Origin of the sequence: Streptomyces sp. NBC_00207 (assembly GCF_045160965.1) — a bacterium.
Lineage (GTDB): Bacteria > Actinomycetota > Actinomycetes > Streptomycetales > Streptomycetaceae > Streptomyces.
Window position 1 is genome coordinate 8,739,764 of sequence record NZ_CP130715.1, and the last position, 17,349, is coordinate 8,757,112.

Below are 17,349 nucleotides of genomic sequence, written 5' to 3' on the forward strand. Positions count from 1 at the left end.
GATTGCCGCCGCGGGCCTGCGTCCACCGCCGGCACGATCCGTCCGCGCGCTGGCAGGCGTTCCTGCGGTGCTTTGATCTGGAGCACACCTTCCGGTCACCCGGCCCGGGTCCGCCGCGGGTTCATGAACATTCCGCACCTCGCAGAGCGCCCCGCGCGTCCGCCCGCCCCGCTCGCGAGAAACCTCAGATCCCGCCCAAGACGATTGCTGCGTGTGCAGTTGCTATGCATATGATCAACACTCGACGGGGGAGATGTGGACATGGCAACAGATTTCGACCAGGAGTGGGGCCGTGAGCGCGCGGGCGGCACGGACCGGCAGGTGGGCTTGCGGTTGAACAGCGGGCCGCAGGGGCCGTTCGCGCCTGGCGGGTCCAAGGAATTCGCTTCGACGCCGGCGGAGAAGAGGGCCGCAGCGGGCGTAATCCAGGACGAGTTGGAGTCGGCGACGAAGTCGGCGGCGGAGCACGCGGATGAAGCCACCAGCACCGCCCACAAGGACTTCGACGGCTGGCAGGCGGCGGCCGGCCTGAAGAAGGTGGCGGAGAGCTGGGACCAGCAGGTGAAGACCCTGATGGGACGTCTGTCGTCGGAGAAGGTGGCCCTGCGCGGAGCCGAGAGTGTTTTCGCTCGCAACGACACCGGAGTGGGCAGTCAGTTCCTCAAGTCGGCGCTGAACGGTGTCTAGGGGGTCACGGTGGTGAAGTACCACGAGGTCATGAGCACCAACCTGGGAGTGCTGACGACGGCCGCCGCCAAGTGGGACGCGATGGCGGGCGAGTTCAAGAAGGTCGAGACCCGCTACGGCGACACCGTCCAGAAGATCGTCATGGGCGACAACTGGTCCGGTGTCAGCGCCGGTGTCGCCCGTACGAAGTTCACGGCGACCCGCTACGAGTACGCGGCCGCGCAGAACCAGGCCAAGGCCGTCGCGAGCCTGCTGCGGGGAGCGCACGAGCAGCTCACCGACCTCAAGAAGAAGCTCGAAAGCGCCCGGGACGACGCGATAGCCGCCGGCATGACCGTCTCCGAGCAGGGACACGTCGCGTTCGACTACTCCAAGCTCACGGCCGCCGAGCGCAGCGCCTATCACCACGACCCCGATGGCCAGGAGGCCATCCGCACCGCGGTCGGCAAGTGGCAGAAGCACATCGACGACCGGGTGAAGGTCGTCTCCGAGGCCGACACGCACATCAAGGACGCCCTCGAAGCGGCCGTCGTCGACAGCAACAGGGACGCCCTGGGCCAGGGCACCGGAGCCGACGAAACCCTCACCGGCTTCAACAACTACGCCGAGGGCGACCTGGCGAAGGCCAAGAAGCACGAACCGGCGGACATCAGGACGCAGCCCAACGGCTTGTTCGACACCGGCTGGAGCGTCACCGGCCCGGGCAAGTACGGCAAGGAAGCCGCGTTCAAGGCGTACGCCGACCTCTTCCACGTTACCGCTCAAGGATCGACGACCAAGGGGGATTGGGCTCTCTCCGGGATCGCCGACGTGTACGGGGGAGCCAGAGCCACCGGTAACGTCGGGTTCACCCAGGACGGCCTGGTCGCCAAGGCCGAGGGGTCCGTGGGAGTACGGGCATTGGCCGAGGGCCGGGCCGAGAACGGTCATTTCGGAGTCTACGGACGGGTCGAGGGGTTCGCCGGCGCCGAAGTCTCGGGCACCCTCAAAGCGGGTAAGGACGAGGTCACCCTTGGCGCGAAGGCCTTCGCCGGAGCGAAGGTCGCCGTCGCCGGGGGCACGGAGTACGCCGGGATCGGCATCGGCGGGACGGCCGAGGCGTGGGCCGGTCCTGGTGCGGAGGCCTGGTGGGGATGGAAAAGGGACAAGGAGACCGGCGTGTGGTCGGTCGGAGGAGATGCGGGCCTCTCCCCCGGCAAGGGAGGCAAACTGGGGCTCGAGTTCACCTTCGATCCGAAGAAGTTCACCGACGCCGCCGGTGACGCGGCCGACGCGGTCGGCGACGCCGCCGGCGATTTCAAGGACTGGTTGCTCGACTGATGCACGTTTCCGTGGAAGGAGGGCCCGAGATGCCCACGACACTGCCGGTGCCGATCGAATTCCGACTGCCGGAGGGGTGGCGTCTGGCTGCCCCGCCGGACGGGGGCGCCTCGGACGTGGCCTTCGCCGCGGTGCATCCGCAGGCGGACGCCGGGTTCAGCGCCAACATCACCATCGACGGCGGATTCCTGAAGGACCCGGTGACGCTCGTCGAGGTCGCCGACGCCTCGGTGGAACGCCTGCGCGAGGTCGCCGAGTCGGTCTTGGTGGTCCACCGCCACGAGGCCGGCTCCGCCGACGCACCTGCTCTGACGCAGCGGCTGAACTTCTCGGCTACCGCCGGCGACGCCCGCCGGAACCTCGTCCAGTCCCAGGTCTATCTGGCCGTTCTGGACACCGAGGACCCACACAGGCGGGCGATGATCCGGCTTGCTCTGACCGCCACCGAGGCCCAGCACGACGGCGTCCTGGGAGAGTTCCAGGACTTCGTGCGCACGGTGCGCCCGGACACCGGGGCGGGGGTCTGAGGATGGGCCGCCTCTGGGACAAGTGGACCGGCACCAAGTACCCCGACAGCGGTGTCGGACCCCTGCCCACCATGGAGCTCAGGGAAGCGCTGCTCGCGCTCAACAACCGAAACGTACCGTTCAGCGTGCGCCATGCCCTGCCCAAGGAGAAGGCCGACCTGGTGGCGGAGTGCACGATCCCGAAGGCGAAACTGAGGCTCAAGACCCGCATGCGCCTGGTCCCGGCGAAGCACGAGGTGCTCGTCCTTGAGGAGCGGTGGGAGCCGTCGCACGACTCCGGTCAGCAGTACGGCCGTGGGGGCTTCAAGGTGTACCGGCAGTGGGAGTTCCAGCGGGGTGCCGACGGCCGTCGGCACAAGGTGGAGACGTTGCGCTTCGACACGCGGGACGTGAGAGATCCCCTGCGCACCATGGTCCTCAACGCGGGATGGACCTGGCGCGGAGTCCTGTTCCGGTACTGACCGGCCGGTCCGGCCGTGTCAGGGCCCTTGCACCCGCAGGGTCACTGGCACGAGAGCAACGCCGGGCGCGGGGTGCTGGGCCGCCGCCTGTCCGGCCGGCTCCCGACGGGTCAGGTCCCCACACCCGCATGCTGTCGTCCGCGCCCCCGGTGACGGCGACCGGACGGCCATCCAGGGCAGTCGTCGCCAGGCCCGGTACGGAGTCTTCGTGGCCGGTGAGGGGTTCGCCCACCGGCAGGCACGTGGCCACAGACAACCGTGAGACGGGCATCTCTCCTGCACGGGCGGAGGGTTGAGCGCTGAGGTTCGACTTCCCCCGGGTGCGGACCTGCCCGGCCCGGCACGTGATGCGCCGGGCCGGGCAGGCGTTCAGAAGTCCCAGCTCTGGCTCCGCGCGCCGTTGCAGCTCCAGCTCACCAGGAGCTGCCCGATGTCAGGCCGGCCGGCCAGGATGTCGAGGCACTTTCCGTTCACCCGGTTACGGATCTCGCTCCCGTTCCGGTACCACTTCTGGTGGAGACCGCCGTTACAGTCCCACATGCTCACCGAGCCCTGGTCGCCCAGGTGGGGGCCGTAGATCTCCAGGCACTTTCCGTTCATGTTGGAACGGATCTGCTCACCGTCCCAGTACCACTGCTGGTTGGTGCCGCCGTGGCAGTCCCACGTCACGGTGGAGGCGCCGTTCTCCTGATGGAACATGAAGATGTCGGCGCACCTTCCGTTCAGGTTGGACTTGAGCAGCGGTGCCGCGGCAAACGCGGGCGAGCCGGTCAAGACAGAGCCGGCCAGCATCCCGGTGACCGCCGCCAGCAGCGTCAGTCGTCGCACGAACCTCATGATGTCCCCTTCCCATCGTCGTTGCGCGGTTGCGCTGGACCCTGTCTAGCCGCCGGTTGATGTCCGGCGCCGGAACGAGGATTCCGGACATCAAAAGCTGGACAAACACCTCCCATCACGGCTGCGGAAAGCCGCAGGAAGGAAGGCAATGCCACGCCCCGAACGCCCGCTCGACCTGGACTCCGGTCCGCTGACACGGTTCGCGGCCGACCTTCGGAAGCTGCGCGAGGCGGCGGGACGGCCGCCCTATCGGGCACTGGCGAAGAAGGCGCACTATTCGTCCACGACGCTGTCGGACGCCGCGGGCGGGAACACGTTTCCGAGCCTTGCCGTCACGCTCGCCTTCGTCGAGGCGTGCCAGGGCGACCGTCGCGCATGGGAAGCCCGATGGCATGCGGCCGCCGCCGAGATCGCCGCCGGCGCACGGAGCGATGAGCCCGGGGAAACCAGCGGGCAGTGCGGACCGTACGCGGGGCTGTCGGCATTCCAGCCGGAAGACGCCGATCGATTCTTCGGGCGCGAGCGGTTGACCGGCGAGGTGCTCGCGAAGGTGCGCGACCGCCGCTTCCTGGCAGTTTTCGGGCCGTCCGGGTCGGGGAAATCCTCGTTGCTGCGGGCAGGGCTCGTCGCCCGCGCGCGGGCAGCGGGGTGGCCGGTGATGCTGTTCACGCCAGGCCCGCATCCAGTGGAGGAGTGCGCGATCCACCTGGCCGCGCCGACGGGAGAGGCCCCCGGCGCGCTGGTGACCGAGCTGCTGGACGAGCCCCTGGCGCTGCACCTGCGGATCCGGCAGGCCATGCTCGACCGCACACCGGACGTCGACACGCTGATCGTGGTGGACCAGTTCGAGGAGGTCTTCACCCTCTGCGGGGACCGGGACGAACGAGGTGCGTTCATCGCCATGTTGCTCGAGGCCGCCACGGCGGCGACCAGCCGGACCCGGGTGGTGCTCGGCGTGCGCGCCGATTTCTACGGACACTGCGTGCAGGACCCACGGCTGGTCGAGGCGATCCGTGACGCGCAGATCGCGGTCGGTCCGATGAGCAGTCAGGAGCTGCGCGAGGCGATCACCCGGCCGGCCGTGCTCGCCGACTGCACCGTGACCGGCCCGCTGCTGGCGGCAGTGGTCGCGGACGCCACCGGTCAGCCAGGTGCGTTGCCGCTGGTTTCGCATGCGATGGTCGAGACCTGGCGCCGGCGCAGCGGCAGCCGCCTGACCTTGGAGGGGTATCTGGCGGCCGGCGGAATCCAGCACGCGCTCGCACACACCGCGGAGGCCGCCTACGGGGCCCTGTCGCCGGTGCAGCAAGATCTCGCCAGGTCGCTGTTCCTCCGGCTGACCGCGCTGGGCGACGGTACCGAGGACACCAGGCGCCGGATCACCAAGGACGAGCTGGATCCGAGCCCCGACACCCTGTACGTGCTCGAATCCCTGGCCCGGCAACGGCTCGTGACGCTGGACGAGGGGTGCGTCGAGATCACCCACGAGGCGATCATCCGGTGCTGGCCGAGGTTGCGCGGCTGGCTGACCGAAGACCGGGACCGGCTGCTCCTGCACCGGCAGCTCACCGACGCGACCGCCGGCTGGGAGGCGCACGACCGCGACCCGCATGCCCTGTACCGGGGGGCCCGCCTGGCCGCGGCGCTGGACCTGGCCGATGCGGACGGCACCCGGCTGACCTCCAGGGAACGGCGCTTCCTCGACGTGAGCCGGGAAGCGCAGGCCGGCGAGACCGCGGCGGTCAGGCGACGGACGGTCCGCCTGCGGCAGCTGGTCACGCTGCTCACCGTGCTGGTGGTCATCGCGGCGATCGCGGGTGGGCTGGCCGTCGACTCGCGCGACTCCGCCATCCGTCAGCGCAACGTGGCCATCGCGCGGAAGGCCGCCGCGGACGCGGCCGAGGTGCGGCAGCAGAACCCGTCGCTCGCCGCGCAGCTCAACCTGGCCGCGTACCGGCTCGCAGCCACCGGCGACGTCCGCGACCAGCTCATGAGCACGTTCGCGACGCCGTACACCAGTCGGCTCACCGGCCACACCTCCGACGTGGTCTCGATCTCCTTGGCCCCGAAGAGCACGGTTTTGGCCACGGCGAGCTGGGACCGTACGGCCCGGCTGTGGGACATCGCGGACGCCCACCACCCCGTAGAGCTGGCCGTCGTCAACCAGCCGGAGCGGCTGATGTCGGTGGCCTTCGACGAGGGCGGCCGTGTCCTGGCCACGGCGAGCGAACGCTCGGTACGGCTGTGGGACGTGACGGACCGGCATGCGCCCGCCGAGCTGAGCACGCTCCCGGACCAGCGGTCCGCGCCGACGTGGGTGGCGTCCGGGCCGGGCGGCCTCATCGCCACCGGCCACACCGACGGCACGGCGCGACTGTGGAACGTGAACGATCCCCGCCATCCGCGGCTGCTGGCCACCTTGCCCGGTCACTCCGGCACGGTCACCTCGGCGACGTTCAGCCCGGACGGCCGCACCGTGGCGACCACCGGTGACACCACCACCAGGCTGTGGGACGTCGACGACCCGGCGCATCCGCTGCTCCTCGTCGTCCTGCGCGGACACACCGACACCGTGACCTCGGCCGCCTTCAGCCCTGACGGCAGGACCGTGGCGACCGGGAGCTGGGATCGCACCGCACGCGTCTGGGACATCGCCGGCGGCCGGCGAACACAGCCGCCGGCCGTCCTGCTCGGCCATCCCGCGATCGTCTGGTCGGTGGCATTCAGCCCCGACGGCGGCACGCTCGTCTCGGTGGGCGGGTCCACCCTGTTCTGGGACGTCACCGCGCCGGCGAACCCGAAGCGGACCAGCACGATCCAGGGCGGGTTCTACCAAGCCGCGTTCAGCGCGGACGGCCGCGTGCTCGCCAACTCCGACCGGCTCCTGGACCTACGGGATCTGTCGCTCGCGACCCACGAAGACGTGGTCACGTCCCTGGCGTTCGGCCCCGGCGGTCACCTGCTCGCCAGCGCCAGCTGGGACGGCACCGCACGTCTGTGGCAGGTAACCGGGGGCCGGGCCCTGTGGCCGCTGTCGGTCCTGCACGGGCACACCAAGTTCGTACGGTGTGTGGCGTTCAGCCCGGACGGGCGCATCCTCGTCACCGCGAGCGAGGACGGCACCGTCCGCGTGTGGGACGTGACCGATCCACGGAAGCCGCGGCTGACATCGGTCCTCGCCCCCGGCGGTGGCGAAGTCGCCGGCGCCGGCTTCGGCCCGGGCGGGCACCTGCTGGCCGTCTGGGCACAAGAGACGGCCGGACTGTGGGACCTGACCGATCCCGGCAACCCCCGGCCACTCAGCCGGATCGCCGAGGACGGGCCGCACGTCACGACGGCCTCGTTCCGGCCGGACGGCCACACGCTGGTGACGAGCACCGGCGAGTCCGGCTCGCTGAGGTTCTGGGACATCGGCGAACCGCGCAAGCCCCGGGAACTGCCGTCCCCGTTCCGGTCCGAGCCTCTGACCGGCGGCGTATTCAGCCCCGACAACAGGAAACTGGCCGCCTTCCACCGAACGGACAAGACGGTCTGGCTGATCGACGTCGACGACATCAGGCGCCCGGCGAAGGTGTCGCAGCTACCGGCGTCCGGCTCCTGGCTCTACACAGTGGTCTTCGCCGCGGACGGCCGCCGACTGGCAGCCGGCGCAGCGGACAGCAAGGCCCTGCTGTGGGACGTGCGCGGTGCAGCCGCTCCCGCCGTCCTCACCGGCCACTCGAACCCCGTACCGGCCGTGGCATTCAGCCCGGACGGCAACACCCTGGCCACCGGCGGCAACGACTTCACGATCCGGCTGCGGGACACCGGCCTGGACCGGGTCGCCACCCGCATCTGCGACAGCGCGTACCCCCGGATCACCAGAGCCCAATGGGCCCGGTACTTCACGGCGGTCGACTTCAACCCACCCTGCCCCACCACATGACCACCGTCAGCGCCCCCGTGCGAGCGGCGAGGAGCTGCCTGCCGGTGGACCCGTAGACCCGGAGAGGCGGCAGCGACCATGGGGGAGGCTGGCGAGTCGGTGCCAGTGGTAGACGTGGTCTGCGCAGTGTCTCCGTGGCGTCCTGCCTCGGCGCCTCTGCGAAACCTCCTTGGCGGACCAAGGCGACCACTGCTACGTTTCCGGAGGCCGTGCGAGAGAAAGAGGAGGTGGTACCCGTGAACGCTGTATCGACATGGGTGCTCCCCTCCGGGGTCACGGTCGGACGATAAGCAGGTCGTCCGGGAGCGCCGTTCACGAGCACTCCCGAAAGGCACGACCATGCATTTCACTTCCGAACAGCGCCTCGACGACGGCGTCCTCGAACGCGAATTCACCCTCGGCGAGATCCCCGGCACCCTCTGGACACCTGAATCCACCGCACCGGTCCCGCTGATCCTGATGGCCCACAACAACGGCCTGCCCAAGGCGGCAGCCCGGCTGGTGGCCCGCGCCCGGCATTCTGCGGCGCAGGGCTACGCGGTGGCCACCATCGACGCCTCCGGGTGCGGCGACCGGCCCCGTTCCGCCGCCGACGAGCAGGCTCGCGCCGAACTTCGCCGTGCGATGCAGGCCGGCGAGCCGGTCGACGAGATCTTCGAGTCCTTCATCGGCCCGCTGGTCGAACAGGCGGTCCCGGATTGGCTGACCACCCTGGACGCCCTCCTTGCGCTGCCCGAGATCGGCGGCCCGGTCGGGTACTCGGGGTGGACCGCCGTCGGCATCCGCCTTGCGGTGCTCGAGCCGAGCATCGAGGCCGCCGGCTTCTTCGCCGGGGGGTACGTGCCCCGCGCCCAGCGCGAGGAGGCCCGGCAGATCGCGATTCCGCTGCTGTTCCTGCTGCAGTGGGACGACGAAGGGAACCCCCGGCAACGGGCCCTGGAGCTGTTCGACGCCTTCGGCTCCAAGGAGAAGACGCTGCACGCCAATCTGGGAGGCCACACCGGTACCCCGTGGTTCGAGGTGGAGGACGGGAACCGGTTCTTCGGCCGGCACCTGAAGTGAGGCCGGGCCGTCAGGCCGACGGCAGACGATAAGCGGTGCCGGCTGGCCGGCCGGGATGCCGCTCTTTGAGGCCAGGCCCCGGCCCTCCGCAGCTCTCTACAGCGCGGGCCCCTGCCGAATTCTCGGCAGGGGCCCGCGCTGCCCGAAGCGCCGCGGCGCCGACTGAGCCGCAACGTCGATCGTGCGGCCGTCGTCCAGGACGACCGGCTTGCGCAGCATCCGGACCAGCTGGTCCAGGCGCCGCTCACGCGGGTCGGCGGGAAGCCTCACGACAACGGCGAACTCATCGCCCCAAGGCGACCAACGGCAGCGCGCTGGCCGGCCTGCGAGCCAGAACGCGCGGGAGGGGCGACATACTTGGGTCTCCGTCTCGTCTCATACGGGATGCAGGGCCCGGGACAGGCGTCTGGATGGACACCGTGTGTGCCTGTCCCGGGGCAGTGCTACAGCTCGATCGGGCTGGAGTTGAGCCAGCTGTACGGGTACCTCCAAGGGGCCGACCTTCGCGGCGGGGCCAGTTGAGCTCCCAGCCGGGCCGGTAGCCGCAGGAGCCCCAGCCGTCCGGGCGCCCGTGGGGCATCTCAAGTACGGCCTCCGCTGCGGTGCGGGCCGCGTCATCAACCTCGTGTACGGCTTGAGGGCGGCGCTGTCGCTGTCGGCCCGGCCGGTGAAGACGTTCTCGCCGCCGGACCAGGGGCCGGGGGCGTGCCGGATGCAGACGATGCGCAGCGGGGAGCCGTCGCGGGCGGCGATGTCGTACTCGTGGACGGTGTGCTTCTTGAGGGTGTAGCGGACGGTCGGGGCCACGGACCGGACGGGCATCCATCGTAATGGGGGTACGGCGGTCGCCGTAGTCACGGCGGGGCCGTGGACGGTGCGGCGGTGCGCGGCAAGGCCGGCCGCGCCGCCCTGGACCGGGGTGATGCACTACCCGTAGCCGTGCCACCGGCCGGGAGCGGGTGCGGAGCGTCAGCGGCGCAGCTCAGGGTGAGGTTCCGCGGACGTAGTCGATGGTGCTGGCGCCGTGTGGGTTGGCCATGAGGCTGCCGACGTCATCTATCCGGTTCCGCAGTTTGTCGAGTTGTCGAGCCGCGCCCACGTCATCGTGAGTTGCTGCACGAGCCACGCCTCATCGCTGGTCGCGTCCTTGCCGAGTCGGGCTTTGATCGCGGCGAGGTGGTCGGTGTCCTGGCGGCCGGCTTCCAGGAAGGCGTCGACCCGATGGAGACGAGGACACCGGGGAGGGGAAGACCATAGGGCGTACGGTGACGATCACACCCCGGCAGATGGCCAAAGGGAAGGGAGCCCGGAACGATGACGGTTGACGGTGCTATAGAGGCCCGGCAAGTGGTCGAGGCGTGGCAGCGGATCGAGGCATGGGTAAAGGAACACGCTCCCGCCTCCTACGCTGCGCTTCTTCCCGAGGCCGGAGCCGGCGAGGTGGAGGCCGTACAGGATGCGGTACGGGTGCAGGTCCCTGAGGCGCTGACCACGCTGTGGCGGACGATCGGCGGCAACACCCTGCGCGGGGTGTTTCTCGGGAACTACGACGTGATCCCCCTCGACCGGGTGGCGGACTTCTACCGCAACCGGATGGTCGACTGCGAGGGCGAGGAGATCAGCGCGGCGGAAGAGGGGCATCCACTGTGGAAGCCCGAATGGATCCCGGTGTTCTCCAACCACCGGACCTCACAGGCGTTCGTGCTCTACCTCGACGCCACCAGCGGCCTCCTCTACAAGTGGAGCCGGTACGGAGAGAACAACTACGGCACCGACACCGAGGAGCTCGATTCGCTGTGCAGCTACCTGGAAGAGGCGGCCGACAGCCTTGAGTACCCGGCCGTGGCCACCCGTGACAAGCCCGGCCTGATCGACGGTGTGCTCGTCTGGCAGTCGGGAATCGAGCCCGGCCAGGCGGACCAGTGGGAGCCGGTCACCGACTAGCCCCCGGATACGGCAGGAGGGGGCGGACCGTGGCTGGCCCACCCCCTCCTGCCATGCGCTCCTACACCTTCCTCCACGTGCAGGTCACTGCCACGCCTGAGCAGTGCGCGAAGCCCGGTGTGTCGACGAAGAACCCGTCATCGTCGAGCAGACGCCACACCGACGGCTGCAGCTTCTTGAACGCGCCCTGGTTCTGTGCGGAGTCGATCGCCGCCCGCCCACAGCGTTCCGTACCCGAGGGGCCGTTCTTCGCAGTGCGGATGTCGGCGAGGAGACCGAAGTCGTCCGAGCCGTTCCCGACCCCGTTGAACGTCCAGTCGGTGTAGAGCTGTGCGCACTTGTCGCCGCTGGCGACCTGGTTCACCCCGCCGGGGAAACCGCCGCTCTCGTGCGTGGACGCCGGCGCGTACTCGTCACAGTCGGTCAAGCTCACCACCGAATCGGCAGGGTGCTTGGTCCAACTGGTCGGGCACACCACGCCACGGCTGTCACCGCTGGTCCACGGCTTACCGGTGTTGGGGTTCTTCACCGGGGTGTCCGGGCCCAAGTAGTGCAACAGGGAATCCCACCGCTTGGCGCCGGCGTGGTCGGGCATCCGCTCCTGCATCAGCCAGTAGTACGCCCCAGCCGCCGGGTACAGATTCGTATCCACCGTGTAGGTCGGCTTGAAGAACGGGAGCACACAGCCCGGCGTGACCGCACCGGGGGTGATGTTGTCGCAGCGCGGCGCCAGCTCACGCATGCTGGCCACGCCGCTGGTGCCGAAGTCGGCGGTAGCGCTCGCGGTGACGCTGGCATCCACGGTCGCCGTGACCGACCAGCCAAGATCGATCTGCTCCTTACCCGTGCCGAGCCACTTCGTGACCATCGTCCCCCACCGGCCCGAGTACGTCTGGGTGGGGTCAAAAGTCCAGTGCGCGCCGACGGTGGGGTTCGCGCCGTCGTCCTGCCACTGCACGCCCGCGCTGTCACAGGCCGAGCATGACGAGTCGACGTTCCAGTTCATCGTCACCCCCTGCAACGCGGGGTCGATGTAAGTGGGGATGATCACGATCTGCTGGTCGAACTCGGCGAAGTCGCTGCCGCTCTCGGTCTTGTTGCGGTACGTCTTCAGCCGCTGCTCGAACTTGAAGTTCGCCCGCCCAATCGCCGGAGCCTGCGGGTCGGAGTCGAAGAAGTACAGGTCTCCCTCACCGAGATCCTTCAGGCATGCCTCGGTACGGTTCATGTAGTCCAGGCCGTCAGCGGCATTGGTGCACCAGTCGACCAGGTCGACTGCCGGATTGCCGCCGGGAGTGGAGAAGTTCTGCGTCGTCTCCCTCGTCTTGCCCGGCTCGGGCCGCTGCACCTTCCTCGCTTTGTCCGACTTGTGGAAGTCGAAGCACAGCTTTCGGCCCTTCTTGTCCGCCGTCGAACAGTTCTTCTTGTCGAAGTCGGCGAAGGCCGGCGCAGACGACGACACACCCTCGGAAGACGAGGACGAGGACGAGGACGAGGCGACCGCGGCGGCCGGGGCCGCGCCGGGGTTGGTGCGCGTGAACTCCTCGATCGTCTGTGCTGTGGAATCGATACCGGACGACGACTGACCCACCGGGAACGTTACGTACGGGTCGATGCGGAACCTCGCCCACGGCGACCAGTTCGTCTCATACAGGCTGCCGTCGAAAGCCGACGTGTGCACCAGATAGTCGGTGCGCGGCTTCAGGCGCCCGTACTCCACCTGCACCTGAGCCGTCGACCCCGACGCCACGAATGGGGACACCAGCACGCCGTACGTGTTGGCGTCGGTCAGCTTCACCTTCGTTCCCGGAGTGCCATCGGCGTTCGCCGTGTACACCTCGAACGTCACGTTCGCCTTGTCACCGTCTGCGTCAGTGACCGTGTTCCGAAGAATCACCTCGGGTGCGATCACCCGCCACGTCGTTCCGGACTTCTTGAACTGCGGTCCTGCCGAGGGGTTCCTACCCGACACCGGCCTCGACCCGGCCGCAACCGCAGCCGGAGACTCCGGCCCGGCCGCAGGCTGCGCCGACGGCGCCGCCAACGGATCGGGCTTCACTGAAGCCGACGCCGCCGTCGGCACTCCCGCCACCAGCACCAGACCAGCAGTCAGAGCAACTACGGACCGGAGCCGCCGCCTTGAGCGGTCTATTAACTCAGACACGAAGAACCGTGCCTTCCTCCTAGGGGAATCGTGCGCACGTGCGAATTCAGCGCACGAGCGCGGAGCCTAAATGGAAGGCCAATACCCAGGTAGGGGTCCCAAGTCGGCGTAGAAACAGGGGCGTTGGGGCGCCAAGGGCATGACGCCTAAACCGTTGGATACATCACACGACGCGCCCAGATGATGGAACGCGCCGGCAAACAGCAGTGGGCCTCACGGATCGTTCCGACGGGGTCAGACCCTCACTCTGCGGGCTGCACAGCTGGCAGGGCGCAGCTGGACGGCCGGGGCCCGGGCCAGCTGCTGGGGCCGGACCCGGGCCCCGGTCGCCGCGTTCCGTGGGGCGATGTCCTCCGACCACTGGCTGTCGGTGCGCGACGGGCGGGGCGTGGTTTGGTTCTACGGGGACCTGCGGGTCGGCGGCTGGATCGCGCTGCCCTCCCGTCCGGCGTCCTCCCTGTTCCGGGCCGTCCCGGCGCCGGACATCCTCGGCGCCGGGACGCCGACGACCGGCCCGCTGGTCAGGCTGGAGGAGGCCGCCATCTCGATGGCACCAGCGAAACCGTCTGGGTATGGATCAGCGAGTCCTAGATGCTCGAAGGCGGACGTATCCCCAGAACGCGCACACCCTGCGGACGTGGCACTGCTGCCATCGGACACGGAAGGTGAAGAGCAAGCTGAGTAACGCCGAGCAGGGTCGCTGTGTCGTAACACCAGACGCTGCTCAGTACCCGCCAGGCCGCCGCAACGCAGAGTGACCCTCACGCAGTTACATGACGCGTACGCGGCTCAGGAACATGCGGGCCTACCGGTCAACAGCCACGTGCGGCGGCGGAGCCGGTCAGATCTGCCGGTCCGGGTGAGAAAACGTCAGGACGCCCGCAGTGAGCGGGCGCCGGGCCGGAGCAGGTGCGGCTACGGTCTCGCCGGGCGGCTGGCGGAAGTCGGCCCCCTGCGCGAGCGGCAGCGGCTGGCGGCCGCCGGAGTGGGCAGGCACGGGAGCGTCAGCGGCAGGGTCGGAGAAGGTAGGCAGCGAGAGAGGTCGACGGTCAGTCATGATGCCTAGTCTCGCAGCCGCGCGGACGGGGGAGGACCGGAGCGTACGGCCGGCCTATGGAACTCTGCGCCGCAGTCGGTTCGCGGGCGCGGGGGAGTCGTGCAGCCACGCGAGCCATTGGTGTGAGCTCGGGGGAGTGTGCGGTGACGCCGACGGGGCAGGGCGCAGTGGTGCGGCTCATGAACGGGAGCCTAGGTTCCGCCGATGACAGGGCGAGGACCGGCCCGGTCGGTGGTGATGAGCCGGATCACGGCCCAGGGCGGATGCGCCGGGCCGTATCCCGCTCCGGGAGCCACGCGGGACGAGCCCGATGGCGGGCCCGTCCCGCCTCGTCCTGGTCCGGATGGCGTTTATGGCAGCTTCAGCCAGGGGCTCGTGACGTACGCGTCCGGACGGCCGACGCCCGCCTTCGGGGGCACTGATGCAGGAACTCCAGCTGACGTCGGTGGAACGCTCGTAGCCCTCTGAGCGCTCCCAGCAGCCGCCCCCGCTAGGTCCTCTCTTACGGATCACAGCGCGGCACGTTTGCGCTCTGCGCGTCAGCCAACAGCATGACCGGGCCCATTTTCTGATGATCTAAAAGAAATAACCCAGGCGTTGTCCTGGTGCATTGGAGCGAACTCCGTCCCGGAGCCCGAGCCGTGGTATTCGACCCGACATCCCTTGTGCTGATCTTTGTCCGTCACATCCGGCACACACTGAGGGGGCCTCCGCCATGGGGCCCTGTCTGCCTTGAGCAGTGAAAGGTGCATGTTCGTGATCCGAGGAAAAAGCAGGCCGAACCAGGGAATGCGGCGGCTGCGCGCGCTTTCCGCGCTGGGCGCCGTGGGTATCGTCGCAGGGCTCGCCTCCAGCCTGCCGGCGTCACCGGCCGGTGCAGTCCCTGCCCGTGCGGCAGCCGTCTCCCAGCAGGGCCCCGCTGGGAATTCCGTTGCGTGTGACGGGAAGGTCTACGTCTCGTTCGGCAACCCGGAAGACCAGCTCTACACCGCCGACCGAGGGCCCGGGACGGTCCAGTTCACACCGCTGGGCGACCCTACGCCGTTCCTCTACAACGCCATCGGAGTGAACCCGCGCGACCGCTTCCTCTACGGGACCACGTTCGGCGGTGCGGACAACGAACTGATCCGCTTCGACCGCAATGGGAACTTCACCAACCTCGGGGCCATTGCCGGCCTGCCGTCCGCCCTCTACATCTCGGGAACGTTCGACAGGCAGGGCAACTACTACGTCCTGGCCGACGACACGGGCGAGATCTATCAGATCGACGTCAACTCCCGCTCGGTCACGCGTGTCATCAACATCCCGGAGCTGGCCGACCCGTCACTCGACGTCTTCGACATCGCGTTCCGTGACGGATTCCTGTGGGGCTCGACCGACGCGGGCGCCATCACGCGGATCGACATCGCCAATGAGAGCGTGGACTTCTTCCCGGGTGTTCTTCCGGGGGGTGAGGACTTCGGCGGCGTCTTCACGTACGGCAATGGTGATCTCGGATTCTTCCGCAACTCCGGACAGCTCATCCGAGTGCACGTGTGGAATGCGACCGGTTCCAACCCGCGGTTCACCGTGGTGTCGACGCAGACCACGACGCCGGCGACGAACCTCGACGCCACCTCCTGCTTCCTCGACTCGTCCGCCGACCTGGCGGTGCGCAAGCACGGACCCAAGAGCGTCGAGGCGGGGGCCGAAATCACCTACCGCATCACCGTGAAGAACGAGGGGAAGAGCCGCTCCTCCGGCTGGTCGCTGACCGACGACCTCCCGGCGAAGATCCTCTCGCCCGCCACGTCGACCGAGGGGTGCGAGATCACCAACGGCCTCCTCTCCTGCACGGGAGGCCCGCTGCAGAAGGGCCGCCACGTGGAGATCGAGGTGACCGGCACGGCAGGCAACGTTCTGGAGCCCACCACCCTGAAGAACACCGCCAGGGTGTACGGCGACGATGCGGACCCGCGCAAGGAGAACAACACGGCCACCGCGTACACCCACGTCAAGCCGGGGGACAGCAACTAGGCCGTTTCTTGGCGATCACCTCGCGGCCCAGATGTGGATGGCCGCGAGGTGAAGGGCCGCCTGGTAGGCGGTGGCCGTCTTGTCGTAGCGGGTGGCTGGGCCGCGCCACTGCTTGGGCTTGTTGATGAAGCGTTCGACGGTGTTGCGCTGTTAGTAGGCGGTTTTGTCGAAGGCCGGTGGCCGACCGCCCTTGCTGCCAAGGCGTCTGCGGTTGGCGATCTGGTCCCCGCCGGTTGCGGGATCACGGCCCGGATCAGGCGTTTGCGTAAGTGCTCGCGGATCGCGCGGGACGAGTGCGCCTTGTCTGCCAGCACAGCGACTGGGCGCGTTCGTGGCCTGCCCTTCGGCCTCGTCACCCGGATTGCGGCCATGACCTGGGTGAACGCTGGCGCGTCACCGGCCGGGCTGCTGCAGGCATCCTGGGCGCGGCCTCCGCAGGGACGCGTTCAGAGAAATCGAGCAGGCGAGGACGAACGAGCTGGACGGCCATGACCTGGACGCGCCGGGAGCGTCAGCGGGCCGGGAGCTGCAGGGGTGGCCGGCAGGGAACTACTCCAGGGCGGTGCGCGGCACGGCGGCGGTCGTCATCGCGTTCTACGGCCCTCCTCGTACGCGTCGATGAGGTCGAGGATCTCGTCGGCACTGGCGGACATGCCGACCCACGCCCTGGCCGCTGTGAACACCGGCACGGTGTCGCGGTCTGCGTCGAAGACGACACGTAGTCGCTCCAGCACTCCAGCACGAGGCCGTGCAGCACAGGGGCCGGTGCAGCATCCAGGACCTCCAGTGCGTCGACGGTGAGGCGGGCCGGAGCGCCCGGTGCGTCGGGCTGGACGATGGTCCCGGTGACGCGCAGGAGGTCGCCGGGCTGGATCTCGCGCAGCAGCAGGTCGGCGATGCGGGGATCTCCGGTGGTGCATGCGTACACGGTGTCCGGAGTGTCGGGGGCGATCCGGTCCGCGTCGGCGGGGGAGTGGATCAGGTCTAAGCAGGCGGTGCCCCAGCCGGTGCCGGGGGCCGGGATCGCGTCGACGTAGCCGTCTATGACGACGTGCGTCTGGGAGTTCATCATCATCGGGCCTCCGCCCGGGCCCTGGTAGTGCGCGGGGAGCGGGGTCGGGGAGTGTGCTGCGCGCGGAGCAGGAGCTCGCAGTTGCGCTCCTGCTGCCCGGGCGTGATCGGCCAGGCCTTGGGGGTGTGGCGTTGCCAGAGCGGCGAGGCCGGCGGTTCCGGGTAGGCGAGGGCGTGGTCGACGTCGCGGTGGGACGACATACTCGACGCCGGTGCGGCGGCCGGTGAGCAGCAGCCCGGTCATCAGCGCGCGGGCCTGGGGGTTGCGGGTGAGGACG

At 69.1% G+C, this 17,349-nt stretch carries 13 protein-coding genes and 1 pseudogene; 8 read left to right on the plus strand and 6 right to left on the minus strand.

Going from position 1 to position 17,349, the window contains the following annotated elements; translation table 11 throughout:
- The first annotated feature begins 261 nt into the window (after nucleotides 1-261).
- From OG472_RS40395 to OG472_RS40410, 4 genes are read left to right on the plus strand one after another with little or no spacing between them, the layout of a single operon-like run.
- Complete coding sequence (locus OG472_RS40395) at nucleotides 262-687, plus strand: hypothetical protein (protein WP_405943245.1); 426 nt, start codon at nucleotides 262-264, stop codon at nucleotides 685-687.
- 30 nt (nucleotides 688-717) lie between these two features.
- Complete coding sequence (locus tag OG472_RS40400) at nucleotides 718-2,007, plus strand: hypothetical protein (protein WP_405942899.1); 1,290 nt, start codon at nucleotides 718-720, stop codon at nucleotides 2,005-2,007.
- 29 nt (nucleotides 2,008-2,036) lie between these two features.
- Complete coding sequence (locus OG472_RS40405) at nucleotides 2,037-2,534, plus strand: hypothetical protein (RefSeq protein ID WP_405942900.1); 498 nt, start codon at nucleotides 2,037-2,039, stop codon at nucleotides 2,532-2,534.
- Nucleotides 2,535-2,536: 2 nt separating this feature from the next.
- A complete protein-coding gene (locus OG472_RS40410; RefSeq protein ID WP_405942901.1) occupies nucleotides 2,537-2,995 on the plus strand; it encodes a hypothetical protein in 459 nt (152 codons plus the stop codon).
- A 369-nt stretch (nucleotides 2,996-3,364) separates the two neighbouring features.
- Here OG472_RS40410 and OG472_RS40415 read toward each other — a convergent pair whose 3' ends face one another.
- Nucleotides 3,365-3,823, minus strand: a complete 459-nt coding sequence (locus OG472_RS40415) for an RICIN domain-containing protein (protein ID WP_383577848.1) — start codon at nucleotides 3,821-3,823, stop codon at nucleotides 3,365-3,367.
- A gap of 157 nt (nucleotides 3,824-3,980) precedes the next feature.
- On the opposite strand from OG472_RS40415, the gene OG472_RS40420 reads away from it, so the two are divergent.
- Together OG472_RS40420 and OG472_RS40425 are read left to right on the plus strand one after the other, a co-directional pair.
- The gene (locus tag OG472_RS40420; protein WP_405942902.1) at nucleotides 3,981-7,757 is read left to right on the plus strand and encodes a hypothetical protein; all 3,777 of its coding nucleotides are present in this window, start codon (nucleotides 3,981-3,983) and stop codon (nucleotides 7,755-7,757) included.
- 339 nt (nucleotides 7,758-8,096) lie between these two features.
- Nucleotides 8,097-8,819 carry an alpha/beta hydrolase gene (locus OG472_RS40425; protein WP_405942903.1) on the plus strand — a complete coding sequence of 241 codons (723 nt, stop codon included), beginning with the start codon at nucleotides 8,097-8,099 and terminating at the stop codon, nucleotides 8,817-8,819.
- 96 nt (nucleotides 8,820-8,915) lie between these two features.
- On the opposite strand, the gene OG472_RS40430 is transcribed toward OG472_RS40425, so the two are convergent.
- Complete coding sequence (locus OG472_RS40430) at nucleotides 8,916-9,089, minus strand: hypothetical protein (protein ID WP_405942904.1); 174 nt, start codon at nucleotides 9,087-9,089, stop codon at nucleotides 8,916-8,918.
- A 1,044-nt stretch (nucleotides 9,090-10,133) separates the two neighbouring features.
- Here OG472_RS40430 and OG472_RS40435 point away from each other — a divergent pair.
- The gene (locus OG472_RS40435; RefSeq protein ID WP_405942905.1) at nucleotides 10,134-10,763 is read left to right on the plus strand and encodes an SMI1/KNR4 family protein; all 630 of its coding nucleotides are present in this window, start codon (nucleotides 10,134-10,136) and stop codon (nucleotides 10,761-10,763) included.
- A 61-nt stretch (nucleotides 10,764-10,824) separates the two neighbouring features.
- Here OG472_RS40435 and OG472_RS40440 read toward each other — a convergent pair whose 3' ends face one another.
- Nucleotides 10,825-12,675: a hypothetical protein gene (locus OG472_RS40440; RefSeq protein WP_405942906.1), complete on the minus strand. Its 1,851-nt coding sequence runs from the start codon at nucleotides 12,673-12,675 to the stop codon at nucleotides 10,825-10,827.
- Nucleotides 12,676-14,740: 2,065 nt separating this feature from the next.
- Here OG472_RS40440 and OG472_RS40445 point away from each other — a divergent pair.
- Complete coding sequence (locus OG472_RS40445) at nucleotides 14,741-16,000, plus strand: DUF6923 family protein (protein ID WP_405942907.1); 1,260 nt, start codon at nucleotides 14,741-14,743, stop codon at nucleotides 15,998-16,000.
- 15 nt (nucleotides 16,001-16,015) lie between these two features.
- Here the strand turns inward: OG472_RS40445 and OG472_RS40450 are convergent.
- From OG472_RS40450 to OG472_RS40460, 3 genes and pseudogenes are all read right to left on the minus strand, one after another.
- Nucleotides 16,016-16,401 (minus strand): annotated as a pseudogene (locus tag OG472_RS40450) (transposase); the annotation flags it as partial.
- Between the two features lie 183 nt (nucleotides 16,402-16,584).
- Nucleotides 16,585-16,734 (minus strand): hypothetical protein, encoded by a 150-nt coding sequence (locus OG472_RS40455; RefSeq protein WP_405942908.1) that lies wholly within the window; start codon nucleotides 16,732-16,734, stop codon nucleotides 16,585-16,587.
- Nucleotides 16,735-17,071: 337 nt separating this feature from the next.
- The gene (locus tag OG472_RS40460) at nucleotides 17,072-17,272 is read right to left on the minus strand and encodes a hypothetical protein (RefSeq protein ID WP_405942909.1); all 201 of its coding nucleotides are present in this window, start codon (nucleotides 17,270-17,272) and stop codon (nucleotides 17,072-17,074) included.
- Between the last annotated feature and the right edge of the window lie 77 nt (nucleotides 17,273-17,349).